17 protein-coding genes are annotated in these 16,593 nt (G+C 59.6%); 8 read left to right on the top strand and 9 right to left on the bottom strand.

The window, feature by feature from the left end; all coding sequences use genetic code 11:
* Positions 1-55: 55 nt before the first annotated feature.
* The gene (locus C1N60_RS20200) at positions 56-409 is read right to left on the bottom strand and encodes a metalloregulator ArsR/SmtB family transcription factor (protein ID WP_021509466.1); all 354 of its coding nucleotides are present in this window, start codon (positions 407-409) and stop codon (positions 56-58) included.
* A 348-nt stretch (positions 410-757) separates the two neighbouring features.
* Between C1N60_RS20200 and C1N60_RS20195 the strand changes: the two genes are divergently transcribed.
* Positions 758-2,053 (top strand): MFS transporter, encoded by a 1,296-nt coding sequence (locus C1N60_RS20195; protein WP_222952343.1) that lies wholly within the window; start codon positions 758-760, stop codon positions 2,051-2,053.
* Here C1N60_RS20195 and C1N60_RS20190 read toward each other — a convergent pair.
* From C1N60_RS20190 to C1N60_RS20160, 7 genes are all read right to left on the bottom strand, one after another.
* A complete protein-coding gene (locus C1N60_RS20190; RefSeq protein WP_394521896.1) occupies positions 2,050-2,949 on the bottom strand; it encodes a LysR family transcriptional regulator in 900 nt (299 codons plus the stop codon). The two genes, C1N60_RS20195 and C1N60_RS20190, sit on opposite strands and share 4 nt — an antisense overlap.
* A gap of 142 nt (positions 2,950-3,091) precedes the next feature.
* Complete coding sequence (locus C1N60_RS20185; protein WP_394521895.1) at positions 3,092-4,207, bottom strand: M20 family metallopeptidase; 1,116 nt, start codon at positions 4,205-4,207, stop codon at positions 3,092-3,094.
* Positions 4,207-4,962: a glutamine amidotransferase gene (locus C1N60_RS20180; protein WP_136547742.1), complete on the bottom strand. Its 756-nt coding sequence runs from the start codon at positions 4,960-4,962 to the stop codon at positions 4,207-4,209. Before C1N60_RS20180 ends, C1N60_RS20185 begins: the two co-directional genes overlap by 1 nt.
* Before the next feature lie 14 nt (positions 4,963-4,976).
* Complete coding sequence (locus C1N60_RS20175; protein ID WP_394521894.1) at positions 4,977-6,056, bottom strand: phosphotriesterase family protein; 1,080 nt, start codon at positions 6,054-6,056, stop codon at positions 4,977-4,979.
* Positions 6,057-6,059: 3 nt separating this feature from the next.
* Entirely contained in the window at positions 6,060-7,061 is a 1,002-nt protein-coding gene (locus C1N60_RS20170; protein WP_164861075.1) for an ABC transporter permease, read from the bottom strand.
* A gap of 18 nt (positions 7,062-7,079) precedes the next feature.
* Complete coding sequence (locus C1N60_RS20165) at positions 7,080-7,826, bottom strand: ATP-binding cassette domain-containing protein (protein ID WP_021509459.1); 747 nt, start codon at positions 7,824-7,826, stop codon at positions 7,080-7,082.
* 360 nt (positions 7,827-8,186) lie between these two features.
* Complete coding sequence (locus C1N60_RS20160; RefSeq protein ID WP_275029976.1) at positions 8,187-9,224, bottom strand: LacI family DNA-binding transcriptional regulator; 1,038 nt, start codon at positions 9,222-9,224, stop codon at positions 8,187-8,189.
* A 340-nt stretch (positions 9,225-9,564) separates the two neighbouring features.
* Between C1N60_RS20160 and C1N60_RS20155 the strand changes: the two genes are divergently transcribed.
* Complete coding sequence (locus tag C1N60_RS20155; RefSeq protein ID WP_222987112.1) at positions 9,565-10,515, top strand: ABC transporter substrate-binding protein; 951 nt, start codon at positions 9,565-9,567, stop codon at positions 10,513-10,515.
* Between the two features lie 35 nt (positions 10,516-10,550).
* On the opposite strand, the gene C1N60_RS20150 is transcribed toward C1N60_RS20155, so the two are convergent.
* Positions 10,551-11,414 carry a PfkB family carbohydrate kinase gene (locus C1N60_RS20150; RefSeq protein ID WP_394521893.1) on the bottom strand — a complete coding sequence of 288 codons (864 nt, stop codon included), beginning with the start codon at positions 11,412-11,414 and terminating at the stop codon, positions 10,551-10,553.
* A gap of 27 nt (positions 11,415-11,441) precedes the next feature.
* Between C1N60_RS20150 and C1N60_RS20145 the strand changes: the two genes are divergently transcribed.
* From C1N60_RS20145 to C1N60_RS20120, 6 genes are read left to right on the top strand one after another with little or no spacing between them, the layout of a single operon-like run.
* A complete protein-coding gene (locus tag C1N60_RS20145; protein ID WP_058758763.1) occupies positions 11,442-12,287 on the top strand; it encodes a BtpA/SgcQ family protein in 846 nt (281 codons plus the stop codon).
* Positions 12,287-12,943 carry a TenA family protein gene (locus C1N60_RS20140; RefSeq protein WP_394521892.1) on the top strand — a complete coding sequence of 219 codons (657 nt, stop codon included), beginning with the start codon at positions 12,287-12,289 and terminating at the stop codon, positions 12,941-12,943. Before C1N60_RS20145 ends, C1N60_RS20140 begins: the two co-directional genes overlap by 1 nt.
* Positions 12,936-13,703, top strand: a complete 768-nt coding sequence (locus C1N60_RS20135) for an ATP-binding cassette domain-containing protein (protein WP_058775029.1) — start codon at positions 12,936-12,938, stop codon at positions 13,701-13,703. The genes C1N60_RS20140 and C1N60_RS20135 overlap by 8 nt, the downstream gene beginning before the upstream one ends.
* Positions 13,704-13,727: 24 nt before the next feature.
* On the top strand, positions 13,728-14,699 hold the full coding sequence (locus tag C1N60_RS20130) for an autoinducer 2 ABC transporter substrate-binding protein (RefSeq protein ID WP_058758760.1): 972 nt from the start codon (positions 13,728-13,730) through the stop codon (positions 14,697-14,699).
* Positions 14,700-14,710: 11 nt separating this feature from the next.
* Positions 14,711-15,652, top strand: a complete 942-nt coding sequence (locus tag C1N60_RS20125) for an ABC transporter permease (RefSeq protein WP_166719217.1) — start codon at positions 14,711-14,713, stop codon at positions 15,650-15,652.
* Entirely contained in the window at positions 15,649-16,593 is a 945-nt protein-coding gene (locus C1N60_RS20120) for an ABC transporter permease (RefSeq protein WP_394521891.1), read from the top strand. Before C1N60_RS20125 ends, C1N60_RS20120 begins: the two co-directional genes overlap by 4 nt.

Genomic DNA, 16,593 nt, shown 5'->3' with positions numbered 1-16,593 from the left:
GTCAGGTTGTGTTCGTTTCATATATGGTAAATCGAATATGTATGGGTAAAATTTTTTACAGACACACCGCCCGGCCATCGGTGGTCAGCTGGTCACGCTGCACCGGCAGCAGCAGGGCATGGATCGCATCGCGCTGGCATTGCCATGCCTGTTCGATCACCGTCGCTGCCCACACCGGCATATGTGGCGAAAGGCGATAGTGGATCCACTTGCCGTCACGACGATCGCTCAGCAAACCGCTGTTGCGTAGCAGCGCCAGATGACGGGAAATCTTCGGCTGCGGCAGTTGCAGAATGGCAGACAGCTCGCACACGCACAGCTCCTGACGTTCTTTCAGCAGCAGCACCAGCGTCAGACGCGTCTCATCGGAAAGGTTTTTAAACAGCTGCAGTGGCGTTAGCGGCGACATAATCCCTCCTGAATGGAAAGCAAACAGTGTGGTGCGGCGACGTGATGAAGTCAACTACATATGCGAAAAAAGAGATGTGTTTATCCTGTGATGCGCCAGGCTCACCGTGAGCGGCTTGAAGCTGGTCACAAATCTGTATTGTGGTGCCCGCGGGCCTGAGCGGAGTAAAAACGGGGCTGGCTTTGTTAACTCATTGTTAATATTGAGGGTGGCCCGTTGCCGGCAGCGATTAATGCGCCGCACGCATCACGCCATGCGTTTATTGCGCTTATTAACCTTAACGTTCTGATCCAGTCTTCCGAAGCAGGCGCGATTGATAACAGCGCCAGGGACAAACTGGAGATACTTATGCATTCCTCTGCCTTACCGATGACCACCCGAGCCCGGGTTGGCGCTATTTTCCGCGTCACCTCCGGCAACTTCCTCGAACAGTTCGATTTCTTCCTGTTCGGTTTCTATGCCACCTATATCGCGCACACCTTTTTCCCCGCCAGCAGCGAATTCGCGTCGCTGATGATGACCTTTGCGGTGTTCGGTGCCGGCTTCCTGATGCGGCCGATTGGCGCGATTGTGCTGGGCGCTTATATCGATAAGGTTGGCCGGCGCAAAGGGCTGATCGTCACGCTGTCAATCATGGCGGCGGGCACCTTCCTGATCGTGCTGATCCCGTCGTACCAGTCGATTGGCCTGTGGGCGCCGCTGCTGGTGCTGATTGGCCGTTTGCTGCAGGGCTTCTCGGCCGGGGCAGAACTGGGTGGCGTGTCGGTTTATCTGGCAGAGATTGCCACGCCAGGGCGCAAAGGTTTCTACACCAGCTGGCAATCCGGCAGTCAGCAGGTTGCCATCATGGTCGCGGCCGCAATGGGCTTCGCGCTCAATGCTGCGCTGGAGCAGAGCGCCATCAGCGCCTGGGGCTGGCGTATTCCATTCCTGTTTGGCTGCCTGATCGTGCCGTTTATCTTTATTCTGCGTCGCCGTCTGGAGGAAACGCAGGAGTTCAGCGCGCGCCGTCATCATCTGGATATGCGTCAGGTATTTAGCACGCTGTTACAAAACTGGCCGGTGGTGATTGCCGGGATGCTGATGGTGGCGATGACCACCACCGCGTTCTACCTCATTACCGTCTATGCACCTACCTTCGGCAAAAAAGTGCTGATGCTGAGCGCCTCGGACAGCCTGCTGGTGACGCTGCTGGTGGCGATCTCCAACTTTATCTGGCTGCCAGTTGGCGGTGCGCTGTCGGACCGCTTTGGGCGTAAACCGGTGCTGCTGGCGATGACGCTGCTGGCGCTGGCGACCGCCTACCCGGCACTGACGCTGCTGGCGCAGACGCCGACCTTCAGCATGATGCTGAGCGTGCTGCTGTGGCTGTCGTTTATTTACGGCCTGTATAACGGTGCGATGATCCCGGCGCTGACTGAAGTGATGCCGGCAGAAGTGCGCGTCGCCGGTTTCTCGCTGGCCTACAGCCTGGCAACCGCGCTGTTTGGCGGCTTTACGCCGGTGGTGTCTACCGCGCTGATCGAATACACCGGCGACAAAGCGTCACCGGGTTACTGGATGAGCTTTGCGGCGATTTGTGCGCTGCTGGCGACGCTGTACCTGTATCGCCGCCGCGCGCTGACGTTGCAAACCGCGCGTTAAGCGTGATGAGACTGTTCGATAATCAGCTTTTCCAGTTCCGCAGCGACGTAAGATTGCATACGTCCGCTGCGGCGAATTAATCCCACCGAACGGGTGACCTGCGGATCGGTCAGCGCCAGCTGGCGCAGCAGCGGATGCCCGTTCGCCGGCATCGACATCGCGGGCACGGCAGCAATGCCGATGCCCGCTTCTACCATCCCCAGCAGCGTCGTGACATGGCGCGTTTCGCAGATGCTTTGCCGGGCGGGCGTAATGTGCGCCAGCGCGTTGTCCAGCAGATTGCGGTTACCGGACACTTTATCCAGCGCCACATAATCCTGCGCAAAATACTCCTGCCAGCTGAGCTGCTGGCGCGTCGCCAGCGGATGATCGTGGCGACAGGCGGCGACGTAAACATCTTCCACCAGCGGCGTGAAGGTGAGCTCCGACGGAAGATTGCGCGCAAAGCAGATACCGAAATCGGCCTGTCCGCTGCTGACTGCATCCATCACGTTGCCGACGCTGCTGTCTATCAGCTTGATGCGCACGCGCGGGTAACGCGCCTGAAAGCGGCGGATCACCTCCGGCATAAAATAGTAAGCGCCCGAGGGCACGGTAGCGACGGTGATCAGGCCGGTGCGATCCTGGCTGGCGCGCTCGACGTCGGCCAGCATCGATTCGACATTATCCAGCAACTGCTCCGAGCGCTGAGAAAAGTTCTGGCCATACAGCGTCAGCGTGACGCGCCGCGTGGTGCGGTCAAACAGCCGGGTGCCGAGCGCCGCTTCCAGCTTCTCAATTCTGCGGCTGAGCGCTGACTGCGACAGGCAGATTGACTCCGCCGCCAGACGAAAGTTGCCGTACTCCACCAGCGCGCGGAAGGCGTAGAGATCGTTGAGGTCAAAATTGACGGGCATAACCGCGACTATCCTGCGTAATAACGCCAGCACACTGCGCCGCTGACGTTAAAAAGTTGTTATAGCCGACGAGTGTAACAGGCTGCTGCGCGTTTCCGGCGGCGCAGAGGGAAAAAATCCGTTTTTAGCGCATCAGCGGCACTCAGCGCATCCAGTCAGCGATGAGCTGCCCGTAAATCTGCTCAGCCTCGCTCAGACGACTCACCAGGCAGTATTCATCGGTCTGGTGCGCCTGCGTCGGCTCACCGGGACCGAGAATAATGCAGGGCGGATCGCCGAGCGCCGGCAGCAGCAGCGAGGCATCGGTAAAATAGGGCACGATGCGCGCTTCCGCAGGTTGCTGCGTCACGGCTTCGCAGGCACGGTACACCGACTGAATCCACTGGTGCCGCTCCGGGCTTAGCACCGCTGGCAGATTGACCAGCGTGCTGATGTGCACGCTGTCACCGAGAAAGGTCGCCAGCTGCTGGCGAATTACCGCGTGTTGCAGGTTGGGCGCGCTGCGGATATCCACATCAAACGCGGCGCGGTCCGGCACCGAGTTGATGTTGAGACCGCCCTCAATGCGGCCGACGTTCAGCGTCGGCTGTTTCATCAGCGGATGCGGCGCGCCCGGTGAAAAGTGACGAATTTTACCCAGCGCATCAGCCGCCAGGTAGATGGCGTTGATGCCCAGCTCCGGCATGGCTCCGTGCGCGGTTTTGCCACGCGTTTCGCAGCGCAGCCACAGCGCGCCTTTGTGGCCGATCACCGGCTGGTTGGCGGTTGGCTCGCCTACGATCAGCGCGCCAACTTCAGGCAACAGCCCGGCAGCGATCAGCGCCTGCGCACCGTGGCAGCCGGTCTCTTCACCGCCGGTCAGCAGCAGTACCACGCCGCGCCCGGCGGCAATCGCCGCTTTGTGCTGCACGCAGGCCAGCACAAACGCCGCTACCGCCGCTTTCATATCGCTGGCACCGCGCCCGTACAGCCGGTCGCCATCAATGTCGTGACCAAACGGATCAAACTGCCACGGCTGATTACCCAGCGGCACGGTGTCCAGATGGCCGGTAAAGGCCAGCGGTTTGCCCGGCATCTGGCCCGGCAGGCGGGCGATCAGGTTGGCGCGCTGCTCGCCAAACCCCGTCAGTTCGACCACGAAGCCCTGCTCCTGCAGCCACGCGGCGAGGAATTGCACACAGGCCAGCTCATTGCCCGGCGGATTGATGGTGTCAAAGCTCAGCAGCTGCTGCGCCAGAGGCAGTGAGCGCGCTGGCATCAGTCACGCTCCGTCAGCCAGTCGAGACAGTTGATCCACAGCTGGCGATAGCCCGGCCAGCGGCTGAACTCTTCCGGCAGCCAGTGGGCTGACATGTCACTGGTCCACACCAGCGAGCGGCCTTGCTGATATTCGCGCACCGCCAGCAGCGGATGGCCGGTGCCCGCCACGGTGGCCAGCAGCGTGCCTTCCGGCTGCATCTCCACTTCGTTGTAACCGAGCAGCCACGGCCAGTCGCCGGGAAGATCGGTAACCACTTTGTGTGACATTGTCACCTCGGCGTAACTGCCCTCCGGCGTTTCGATGCGGTCATCCCAGGCCAGACAGCGCACCGGCAGCACTTTCTCCACCAGCGTATTGCGATAGCGTGCGCCGCCGTTAATCCCCTGAAAACTGTAATAGCCGCCTACCATCATCAATGCGCCACCCGCGGCAACATAGTCGTGTATCAGCGCCAGGCGATTGGGCGTGCGCCGGCTTTTCAGCCAGGTGTCCGGATGCAGCAGCAGGGTATTGGCACCGATATCGGACAGAATAATCACGTCCCAGCGCTGCAAATCCTCCAGCGTCTGCGGAAAATCAGTGGCGGCGGCGTGAGCCGGCATATGCGTGACGGCATAGGTGCTATCCTGCAGCGCAGCGAGAAAATCCGCCGCACCGCTGTGCCAGGTGGCGGTAGCAAACTGATCAAAGCCTTTTACGTGCGTTGCGGTACTGGTCCAGGATTCACCGACCAGCAAGACGTTCTTTTGCATGCCAACTTCTCCGTTTATCCGCCAAACACCCGTTGCGGATTAGTGATCATCAGGGTTTCGAGTTGTTCGCCGCTGACGCCATGACGTTTCAGGCGCGGCACAAAATGTTTGAGGATGTAGCCATAGCCGTGACCGCCGTAACGCGTCAGCATGGTTTTCAGGAATACGTCCTGGGACAGCAAAATCTGCGGCAGATAACCGTCGTCGATCAGTGCGCAAATGGCGCGCGCGTTCTCCTCATCGGACGGTGACTGCGCCGATTCGTCGGCGTAGTAGTAGCTCATGCCGATCATGTCGTATTCGAGGAACACGCCGCGATCCGCCAGCTCGCGCTGGTAGGTTTTGTCGGCAAAGCTGGGGTTCATGTGACATAGCACGGTGTGGCGCAGATCGGCACCTTCCTGCGCCAGAATATCCAGCACCTTATGGCCGAGCCGCTCCCAGCCCGGCAGATGCACCTGAATCGGCACGCCGGTGGCCGCGCTGGCGCGCCCGGCGGCACGCAGCGATTTTTCTTCATCGGACGTGAAGCGGCTGGATATGCCGATTTCACCGATCAGCCCGGCCAGCACCTCCGGCTTCTCCGGCAGTCCGCCGAGGTCGTAAATCAGCTTGTCGGTCAGCTGTTCCACGCTGATGGTTTTTACCCACTCGGGATGCGACGGCTCCAGATACAGGCCGGTGCCCATCACAATATTCAGGTCGGTGAGACGTGCAATGCGCTGCAGCGCTTTGCCATCGCGGCCGATGCCGATATTGGTCGGATCGATCACCGTTTCGCCGCCCAGCGCGCGGTATTTCATCAGCTCGTCAATCGCGGTATCGACGTCAAACAGCTGGCAGTTGTCGCGACTCATCAGCGGGTTGAGCGACAGCTCGCCGAGGTTTTCGATGCACACCGGCATTTCAGCAATGTGGCGGTCGCTACAGCAGCAGGGCGGCACCCATTTACCGGAGGCATCCAGTAAAATGTGCTCGTGCATCAGCGTGACGCCCATCTCCGCCACCGGCAGCGGACCGAGTACCGTCATCACTTCGCCGCTGCTGACGCCGAGCGGCAACGGATCCGCATGGCGAAAAATTGATCCTTTCATGGGCTATCCTTTGGCGGGCGCGCGGCTCGGGTTGAGAATGCGGGTGTTGAGCCAGATGGCGAGCAGAATGATGGTGCCAGTGGCGATCTGGGTATAAAACGGCGAGATATGCGACAAAATCAGCCCGTTCTGGATAATGGCAATCGACAGCGCGCCGAGCAGCGTACCGATCACGGTTCCAAAGCCGCCAAACAGGCTGGTACTGCCCAGCACCACCGCCGCAATCACCTGCAGTTCAAAACCTTCGCCCTGGTTAGAAGAGCCGCTGCCGAGGCGCGCGGTGATGATCATGCCAGCCAGCGCCGCCGCCATACCGCTGAGAATGTACACTTTCATGGTCACCGCTTTGGTATTGATACCGCTGCGGCGTGCGCCTTCCGCGTTGGCACCGATGGCGGTGACGTAGCGGCCAAAGCGCAGGTGATTAAGCACAATGTGACCGGCCAGCAACACCACGATGCCGATCAGCGCCGGCATGGGAATCCCCAGCACCCAGGCGCGCCCCATAAAGGTGAACAGGCTGTCAGCCGGCACCGGAATCGAATAGCCCTGCGTCACCAGCAGCGCGATGCCGCGCACCACTGCCAGCGTGGCCAGCGTGACGATAAATGCCGGTATCCCTTCCCAGGCGATAAAGAAGCCGTTGATGGCGCCCACCAGCGCGCCGAGCAGCAGCCCGCCAATCAGCACCACCGGCCACGGCAGGCCCCAGTTATTGAGCGCAATCGCCGACAGCGCGCCCACCAGCGCCAGTGTTGAGCCGACTGACAAATCGATGCCGCCGGTAGTAATCACCAGCGTCATCGCGGTGGCGACGATCAGCAGCGGCGCGCTTTGCCGGATGATATTCAGCCAGTTGGTACTGGTAAGAAAGTTGCTGGTGATCAGCGAAAACACCACGCAGCAAAAGACAAAAAACAGCGCGATGCTCACCACACCCGAATGGTTATGCAACAAGCGGCGCGGCAGAGAGTGCTGGATCATGCGTGAACTGCCTAAATTCATGATGCTCATCCTGTTACCTCAGTGTGCTGCCGCGGACTGCGCGGTAAATTTCTCACCTACGATCAGGTTGACGATATCGCTCAGGCTGGTGTCCGCCACGCGGCGATCGGCCACGTTAGTGCCCTCGTACATCACCATGATGCGATCGCACACCAGGAACAGATCCTGCAGCCGATGGGTGATGAGGATCACGCTGACGCCGCGCGCCGACACGCGGCGAATCAGCTCCAGCACCGCCTCGACTTCCGCTACCGCCAGCGCGGCAGTGGGTTCATCCATAATCAGCACTTTGGGATCGAACGCGGCGGCACGGGCGATAGCAATCGCCTGACGCTGCCCGCCGGAGAGGTTACGCACCAGCAGACGGGTATCAGGAATCGAGATGCCCAGACCTTTCAGCATCTCACGCGCCTGCGCATGCATTGTGGCCTGATCGAGAAACGGCACGCCGAGGATGCGTCTGGTCGGTTCGCGGCCCATGAACAGGTTACCGGCCACGTCGACCGTGTCGCACAGCGACAGATCCTGATAAACCATTTCGATATGGCAACGGCGCGAATCCGCCGGATTGCTGAAGTGCTGCTGTTCGCCATCAATGCGGATCGCGCCGCTGGTAGGGATCACCGCGCCGGACAGCACTTTGGTCAGCGTCGATTTGCCGGCGCCGTTGTCGCCCACCAGACCGAGCACTTCACCGGGGGCCAGCTGCAGATTGACGCCGCGCAGAGAACGAATTGAGCCGTAGGTTTTGGTGATGTTAATCATCTCCACCCGGGCAGGAAGAGCTGGTAATTGCTGCATTGGATCACTCCCATCAACGCCTGTGGGAAATGTTTAGCCGGTCGGGAAAAAGAGGCTATCTGACACGATTTACAATCTAGTAAACCGGTTTACCTGTCAGATAAACCCTTAATTCGCAGCAACAGGGTAAACGCTACAATGATATTTACTCGCCAGGTATGACATTGCAGCATCCATGCCAGCCTGAATAACAGGCACTGCACTCGCGGCTAACTTGTTGTAATACATCGTATGTTATGTAATCAGCAAGTAAACCGGTTTACTCACTATACCGCTAACGGAAAAAATCGCTCACTTTTTGCGCCATGATTGTGCAGTTTTGCCTCATTTTGGGACATCGCTAACAAATCCCACCGAATCGCGACCAATCCATTCCACCGGTAAACGTGTCTCCATCGGGATGCTGCTGTCGTTGTTGAGCAGGCGCAGCATAATGCTTACCGCCGTGTGGCCCAGCTGGCGCGCTGGCTGGCGGATGGTGGAGATACGCGGCTGCGTCAGATCGCTGTAGTTGGCGTCATCGAAGCCGACCAGCGACAGCGCCGCCGGTGCCTGCAGGCCGATGGCGCGCAGACCGTCGAGCAGTCCCAGCACCAGATAGTCACTGGCGGCGAACACGGCGGTAGGGCGTGGCGTGCAGCGGAACAGGTGCTGCAACGCCTGCTGACCAAATTCGCGTTCGTAGTTGCCATACATCACCCATTGCAGCGGTACGGTTAAACCGGCCTGCTGCATCGCGGTGCAAAAGCCAAGATAGCGTTCGCGCACGCTCATCAGCTGCTCCGGGCCGCCGATAAACGCAATCTGCGTGTGCCCGGCGGCGATCAGCTGCTCGGTTGCCATGCGGCCACCCTGCACGTTATCTGCAAAGACCTTCGGCACGTTACTGCCGGGAATGTCTTCATCCAGTAGTACCACATGGCGCTGGCGCTGGATCTCGTCGCGCAGCAGGCCGTTGTCCGGCCGGTTGGTGGTGAACAGCAGGCCATCCACCTGGCGCGTATCCAGCCAGCGGATAAACTGCGCCTCTTTGTCCGGGTTGTTGCGCGTGATGCACAGCACCAGACTATAGCCGTGCGCTGACGCCGCTTCTTCGGCGGCATCCGCCAGTTCGGCAAAAAACGGGTTAGTGATATCCGGCAGCACCAGGCCCAGGGTTTCGCTGCCGCCTTTGCTTAAACGCCGCGCAAGAGAATTACCGCGATAGTCCAGCGTGCGGATCGCGCTTTCAATGCGGTCAACGGTGTCCTGCGGCAGCACAATACTGTGATTCAGATAGCGTGACACCGTGGCTTTTGACAGGCCAGCCAGCTTTGCCACGTCAGATAACAACACGCGTTTTGTACTCATCCATTTCGCCATGTTTGCCGGGGTGGCTTATCTGTAACACAGTTAAGCGCGACTAATACAGCGCTTTCCCGATTGCGTTGCTGGAGAAATAAACACTTGACAAAAAAATTCGTCGGGCGAATTGTATAAAGCGTTTACCGCAGTACCGGGATTAACTTCCCAACCCGACATTGTTTTTTTTCACCCCGCACTCCCAGTGGATGGGATGCCGAAAAAGACGACGCCGGCGGCATCAAAACACGGCATTATCGCCGTGCTCAGAATCATTGAACTGATATTTACCTGCCAAAAAAACGCTCAGCGGTACGTCGCTGAGAAGCGCTGGTTATTATTATTCCCGACGAGGAACTCAATGATGTCATCTTTCAGCGGAAAACTGCGTTCACTGTTCATTGCGAGTGGTTTACTCGCCGCAGGTTCATTATGCGTTCAGGCTCACGCCGCACCCACATATGCGTTAGTCCAGATTAATCAGCAGGCGCTGTTTTTTAACCTGATGAATCAGGGCGCACAGGAAGCGGCCAAAGCCAGCGGTAAACAGCTGGTGATTTATAACGCCAACGATAATCCCGTGGCGCAAAACGATGCGATTGAAAACTATATTCAGCAGGGAGTGAAAGGCATTCTGGTGGATGCAATTGATGTCAACGGTATTATGCCAGCGATAAAAGAAGCCGCAGCGGCGAATATTCCGGTGATTGCGATTGATGCCGTATTGCCTGCCGGTCCGCAGGCAGCGCAGGTGGGCGTAGATAACCTCGAAGGCGGTAAAATCCTCGGTAAATACTTTGTCGATTATGTTGCGAAAGAGATGGGCGGCAAAGCGCGACTGGGAATTGTCGGCGCGCTCAATTCGGCCATCCAAAACCAGCGCCAGAAAGGTTTTGAAGAGACGATTAAAAGCAACAGCCAGATAACGGTCGCCGATGTGGTCGATGGCCAGAATATTCAGGACAACGCCATGACCGCCGCCGAAAACCTGATTACCGGCAACCCGGATCTCACCGCGATCTATGCCACCGGCGAACCGGCGCTGCTGGGTGCCATTGCCGCAGTAGAAAACCAGGGGCGGCAGAATGACATTAAGGTATTCGGCTGGGATCTGACGGCAAAAGCCATCAGCGGCATTGACGGTGGCTACGTTACCGCCGTGCTGCAGCAGGATCCGAAGAAAATGGGTGAAGAAGCGCTGAAAGCGCTGAATAGCCTGACGGCCGGTAAAACCGTGAGCAAAACCATTCTGGTTCCGGCCACGGTGGTGACCAAAGCCAACGTCGATAGCTACCGTTCGCTATTTAAGTAACCGCCAGGCGCAGACGCAAACGTCTGCGCCCTGGCTTAGCGCTGCGCCAGAATACGTTGTAATTCATCAGCATCGGGAAACGCGTTCAGCGTGCCGGTGCGACTGACGGTGATCGCCGCCGCCGCGCTGGCATGCTGCAGCGCCAGCAGGTCGGGCGCGATGCCGCGCAGCAGGGCAGACGCCAGCAGCACGGCGAGGAAGGTGTCGCCGGCGCCGGTGGTATCGACGGCCGCGACGTTAATCGCCGGGCAGTACACGCGCTGATTGCCGCGTATCAGCAGCGCACCGGCAGCACCCTGGGTAATCACCAGTGTGTTAACGCCGGCGGGTTGCAGCAGATCGGCTTCCGGTTGATTGACTACCGCGATGTCAATCAGTGGCCAGAGATCGGCGAAGTCCGGATTGACCGGTGAAGGATTAAATACCGTGGTTAAGCCGTGCGCTTTTGCCCAGCTAAATAACCGGCGGGTTTTATCAGCAGAAAAATTGCCCTGCTGCAGTAGAATATCGCCGGCAGCGGCATCGGTTAAGTGAGCCAGGATAATATCCGCTGCCAGCGCGTCGGCCGCGGCGGTGGTAGTAATAATGGCATTATCGCCATCGCTGCTATTAAAAATAATTGAGGTGTCACTGTGAGCAGACAAAAACTGAGGCGGCAGTAGTGTTAATTTTTCGTGCCGGATGCGTTCGCGGATCCACTGGCCGTTAATATCATCGCCGGTGGCGCTAATTAAGCGCGTGTCGATGCCGCAACGCGAAAGTATAATTGCCTGATTGGCGCCTTTGCCACCGATATCCTGCGCAATTTTTTTGCCATGAATTGAGGCGCCTTTTTCAGGGAGTTGATCGATGGACCAGGTTTCATCCACCACAATATTGCCTGCAACATAGACACGCATAGTTTTCTCGTTAATAAGGTGAAAGAGATGGCTTCTATATCAGCAGAAAAAAGTAACGCGATACAAGATATTTTTTCACGCAGTAAAGCGGTGATTGGTGTTATTCACTGTGATGCTTTTCCCGGCTCGCCGAAATATCGCGGCAAGCCGGTGAGTGAAATTATCGATTGTGCCCTGCGCGATGCGGATAATTATCTGGCCGGCGGCGTGCACGGTTTAATCGTTGAGAATCATGGCGATATTCCCTTTGCCAAGCCTGACGATATTGGTCCGGAAACGGCGGCATTTATGGCGGTGATCACCGATAAAATTCGCGAGCGTTTTGCTGCACCGCTGGGAATTAACGTGCTGGCCAATGCGGCAATCCCGGCGATTGCCACGGCATTAGCCGGCGGGGCGGATTTTGTGCGCGTTAACCAGTGGGCCAATGCCTATATCGCCAATGAAGGTTTTATCGAAGGGGCAGCCGCTAAAGCGCTGCGCTATCGCAATCAGCTGCGGGCCGATCACATCCGCGTATTTGCCGATAGCCATGTTAAACACGGCAGCCACGCGATTGTCGCCGACCGCTCGATTCAGGAGCTGACGCGTGACGTTGACTTCTTCGAAGCCGATGCGGTGATCGCCACCGGCCAGCGCACCGGCGACAGCGCCACGCTGAGTGAGATCGACGAAATCCGCGCCGCAACTGCCTTGCCGCTGCTGGTGGGCTCAGGCGTGACGCCGGACAACGTCTGTCAAATCCTTGGCCGCACGCAGGGGGTGATTGTCGCCAGCACGCTGAAAGTCGATGGCGTGTGGTGGAACCCGGTGGAACTGGCGCGCGTGAAGCACTTCATGGCGGTGGCGCAGGCTGCGCTGGAGGAGGCGTGATGGAAAGCTTCAGCGATCGGCTGCTGACGCAGCATCAGGCGCTGTGGCAGGCGATGCAGCAGCACCGCTTTGTCGTCGACATTGAGCACGATCGGCTGCCGGCCAGCGTGTTTAATCGTTATCTGGTGTTCGAGGGTAACTTCGTCGCCACCGCCATCGCTATTTTTGCGCTGGCGGTGAGCAAGGCGCCCGGCATTCGTCAGCAGCGCTGGCTGATTGGCGTGCTCAATGCGCTGGTGGATACGCAAATCGCCTGGTTTGAGGCGGTGCTGGCGCGGCGCGGCATTCAGCCAGCGGATTATCCGGACGATCTGCCCGGCGTCAGCGCATTCCGCGATGGCATGCTGAAAGTCGCGCAGCAGGGCAGCTATGCGGAAATCATCACCCTGATGTTCGGTGCCGAGTGGATGTATTACCACTGGTGCCTGCGCGTCAGCGCGCAATCGCAGCAGGACGCTGACGTACGCCGCTGGGTAGAGATGCATGCCGAAGACGAGTTCCATCAGCAGGCGCAGTGGCTGAAAGCCGAGCTGGACCAGTGCGCACTGACGCTCAGCGCGGCGCAACAGGCGCAGCTATCGCAGCTTTACGCCCGCGTGCTGCAGTGGGAGATCGATTTCCACAGCGCGGCTTACCCGGAGAGCGCCCATGACTAGTTGTTTCATCGAAGCGCGCAACATCGGTAAACGCTTCGGCGCGCTAACGGCGCTCAGCCAGGTCAATCTGTCGATCCATCGCGGCGAAGTGCTGGCGCTGCTGGGTGACAACGGCGCGGGCAAATCGACCTTTACCAAAGTGTTATCCGGCGCGTACAGCGCCAGCGACGGCGAGCTGTGGGTGGACGGCAGGGCGGTGAAATTCACCTCGCCGCGCCAGGCCGCCGAGCACGGTATTGCCACCATCTATCAGGAGCTGGCGCTGGCAGAGAATCTGTCGATTGCCGAGAACGTGTTTCTTGGCCGCGAGCTGAAGCGCCGCGTGCTCGGCATTCCTTTTCTGCGCCGCCGCGCGATGCGCGAAACGGTGGATCAACTGCTGACCGAACTCGATGCGCACATTTCCGATGCCGAAGCGGCGGTTGGCAGTCTGTCCGGTGGTCAGCGCCAGGCGGTGGCGATCTGTCGCGCGCTCAATCTCAACGCGCAGCTGGTGATCATGGATGAACCCACCGCCGCGCTGGCGGTCGCGGAGACGCAGAAAGTCCTGCAGCTGACGCGCCGCCTGGCGGAACGCGGCTGCGCCGTGGTGCTGATCAGCCACAACATCAGCGATGTGTTTGCCGTGGCCGATCGCATGGTGGTGTTTCGTCGCGGCCGCAAAATCGCCGAGCGCCGTCACGCGGACACCACGCCAGACGAAATCGTTGCACTCATTACCGGTGCGCATCCTGATGCGCGCATTTTCGAAAACACCTAAGCACTCACACCAGGGGAAATCATCATGCATCGCATTGCTACTGCTGTTTGTTCGCTGTCGTTGCTGGTATCGGGTTACGCCTTCGCGGCACAAAAGGTGGCCTTCGTGCCGCAAATCATCGGTATTCCCTATTTTCAGGCGATGGAGGCGGGCGGCAAGCGCGCCGCGCACGATCTCGGCGTGGAGTTTGTCTACAGCGGTCCGGTAGATACCAACCCGATGGATCAGCTGCAGATCGTGCAGAACCTGATTGCGCAGAAGGTCAATGCGATTGGCATCAGCGTGCTGGATGCCTCCAGTATTGCGCCGGTGATGGCGCAGGCGCAGGCGAGTAATGTGCATCTGTTCACCAGCGACAGCGATGCGCCCGACAGCGGCCGGCCGGTCTATGTGGCGCAGGCCACCGATGAGGGCCTGGGCGATACGGTGATCGATGAGATGGTCAAACGCGTCGGCGAGCGCGGCAAAATTGGCATCGTCTCCGGCGAAGCCACCGCGTCCAACCTCAACAGCTGGATTGGCTTTATGCAGCAGCGGGTGAAAAGCAAATATCCGCACATTACGCTGCTCAAACCTCAGTACGCCGGCGGCTCCGCCAGCCGCGCGGCGCAAATCACCACCGATTTGATGTCCGCTAACCCCGATCTGAAAGGGGTGATTGCCATGGCCTCCACAACCTGTCCGGGCGTGGCGCAGGCCATCGAAACCGCCGGCAAAAACGGCAAGGTGATTGGCAGCGGTTTCTGCAGCCCGAACACCGCGCGCGCCTACCTGAAAAGCGGGGCGTTTGGCTACACCGTGCTGTGGGACCCGGAAAAGCTTGGCTATCTGACGGTGTGGGCGGGCAAACAGCTGATCGACGGTAAAGCCTTTGCCGCCGAAAACCACGTTCCCGGCTTTGCTCAACCGGTGACCTTTGACAGCAAAACCGGTGTGCTGCTGCTCGGCAAGCCAGCGGTGTTCACCAAAGATAACGTCGACCAGTTCAAATTCTGACGAGGCCTGTGATGCATATGACTTCGCGGGAAATCGTCCTGCTGGCGATCGCCGTGCTGGCTGGCGCCTGCTTTACGTGGTTTTCACCGTGGTTTGCTACCGCTGACAACCTGCTGACCATTCTGCGCAACAGCAGCGAACTGCTGTTGATCGCGCTGGGTATGACGCTGGTCATCGCCATGGGCGGCGTGGACGTCTCGGTGGGCGTAGTGATGGGCGTGGCCGCGTGGGGTATCGGACAACTGCTGATGCTGCAATCCCCGCTGCTGGCGGCGCTGGCCGGACCGCTTATTGGCCTGCTGGCAGGGCTGATCACCGCGCTGGTGGTGGTGATTGGCCGCATTCCGGCAATAGTTGGCACGCTGGGGCTGTTCGGCGTCTGGCGTACGGCGCTGTTTGTGCTGCTGGGCGGGCAGTGGCTTTCCGGTCTGCCGGGCGATCTGACGCATGCGCTGATGCGGCCGCTGCTGGGATTGCCGCTGATGGCCTGGCTGATTGTCGCGGCCTGGGCGCTGGTGTGGCTGGCCCTGCGCCATACGCCGTACGGGTTATGGCTGCTGGCCGCCGGCAACTCGGAAGAAAAAGCGCGGCTGGCGGGCATTCCGGTAACCCAGGTGCGTGTCGCGACCTTTGCCCTCAGCGGCGTGCTGTGCGGCCTGGCCGCCACCTGCTACATCGCCACCTATCGTAACGTGGAGATGACCGTCGGCGGCACGCTGGCACTGGAGGCGATTGCCGCGGTGGTGCTGGGCGGCACGCGCATTACCGGCGGCTCCTGCAGTCTGCTCGGCACGCTGCTCGGCGTGCTGCTGTTGCGCATTCTGCAAAATGGCCTGCTGCTGATTGGCGTACCCTCGCTGTGGCAAACCGTGGTCACCGGGGCGGTGCTGTTGCTGGTGCTGAGCAGTGAAGCAGCCAGTGGGCGGCTGTTATCGCTAAGGAGGCTGGCATGAAACTGTGGCGCAAAGCCCCCGATCTGACGCTGCTGCTGGCGCTGTGGCTGTTGCTGCTGGGCGGCATCGCGATTGTGCTTCCGCAGATGCTGGCGGCATGGTCGCTGACCTCCATCCTGCAGTTTGCCACGCTGCTGTCGCTGGTGGCGCTCGGGCAGTCGCTGGTGGTGATGACTGGCGGCGGCGGCATTGATTTGTCGGTTGGCGGTAACGTTTCGCTCTCGGCGGTCATCGGCATGCTGGCGCTCGATCAGGGTATTGCGCCGGGCTGGCTGCCGCTGATTTGCCTGCTGAGCGGTAGCCTGGCTGGCGCGCTGAACGGCCTGCTGGTGGCGCGCTTACGCCTCTGGCCGCTGATCGTTACGCTGGGCAGTTTTTATCTGTTCTCCGGCCTGGCGCTGGCATTAACCGGCGGTGCGGCGCTGGCCGGCGTGCCGCCGCTGCTGACGCAGTGGGGCCGGGCGGCCATGCTGTCCGTTCCGTTGCCTTTTTTAACCTGTGTCATCCCGGCGTTTCTGCTGGCGTGGCTGATCCTCAGCAACAGCGCGTGGGGCAAATGGATCTACGCCTGCGGCTTCAATGAGCACGCCACGCGGCTGGTGGGCATTCCGGTCGATCGCCTGCGGCTGCTGGTTTATTGCCTGAGCGGCGCGCTGGCGGGCTGCGCCGGCTTTATTTCGCTGTGCTGGCTCGGCAGTGCCCGCCCGGAAATCGGCGTCAATCTTGAGCTGGAATCGCTGACCGCCGCGCTGCTGGGAGGCGTGGCGATCTTTGGCGGGCGCGGCAGTGTCATCGGCGTTCTCGCCGCCGCGCTGATGCTGGTCACCCTCAAAACCTGCATGTTGCAGCTGGGGCTGAACAGCGTGTGGCAACTGGGCGTGGTGGGCATGCTGTTAATCATGGTGTTAATGGCACAACGACTTTTTATCTATCGGAGATAA

The sequence above is a fragment of the Pantoea sp. SGAir0184 genome, from assembly GCF_043544755.1.
Note: the sequence above shows the minus strand (reverse complement) of the source record. Positions and strands in the feature narration are given on the sequence as shown.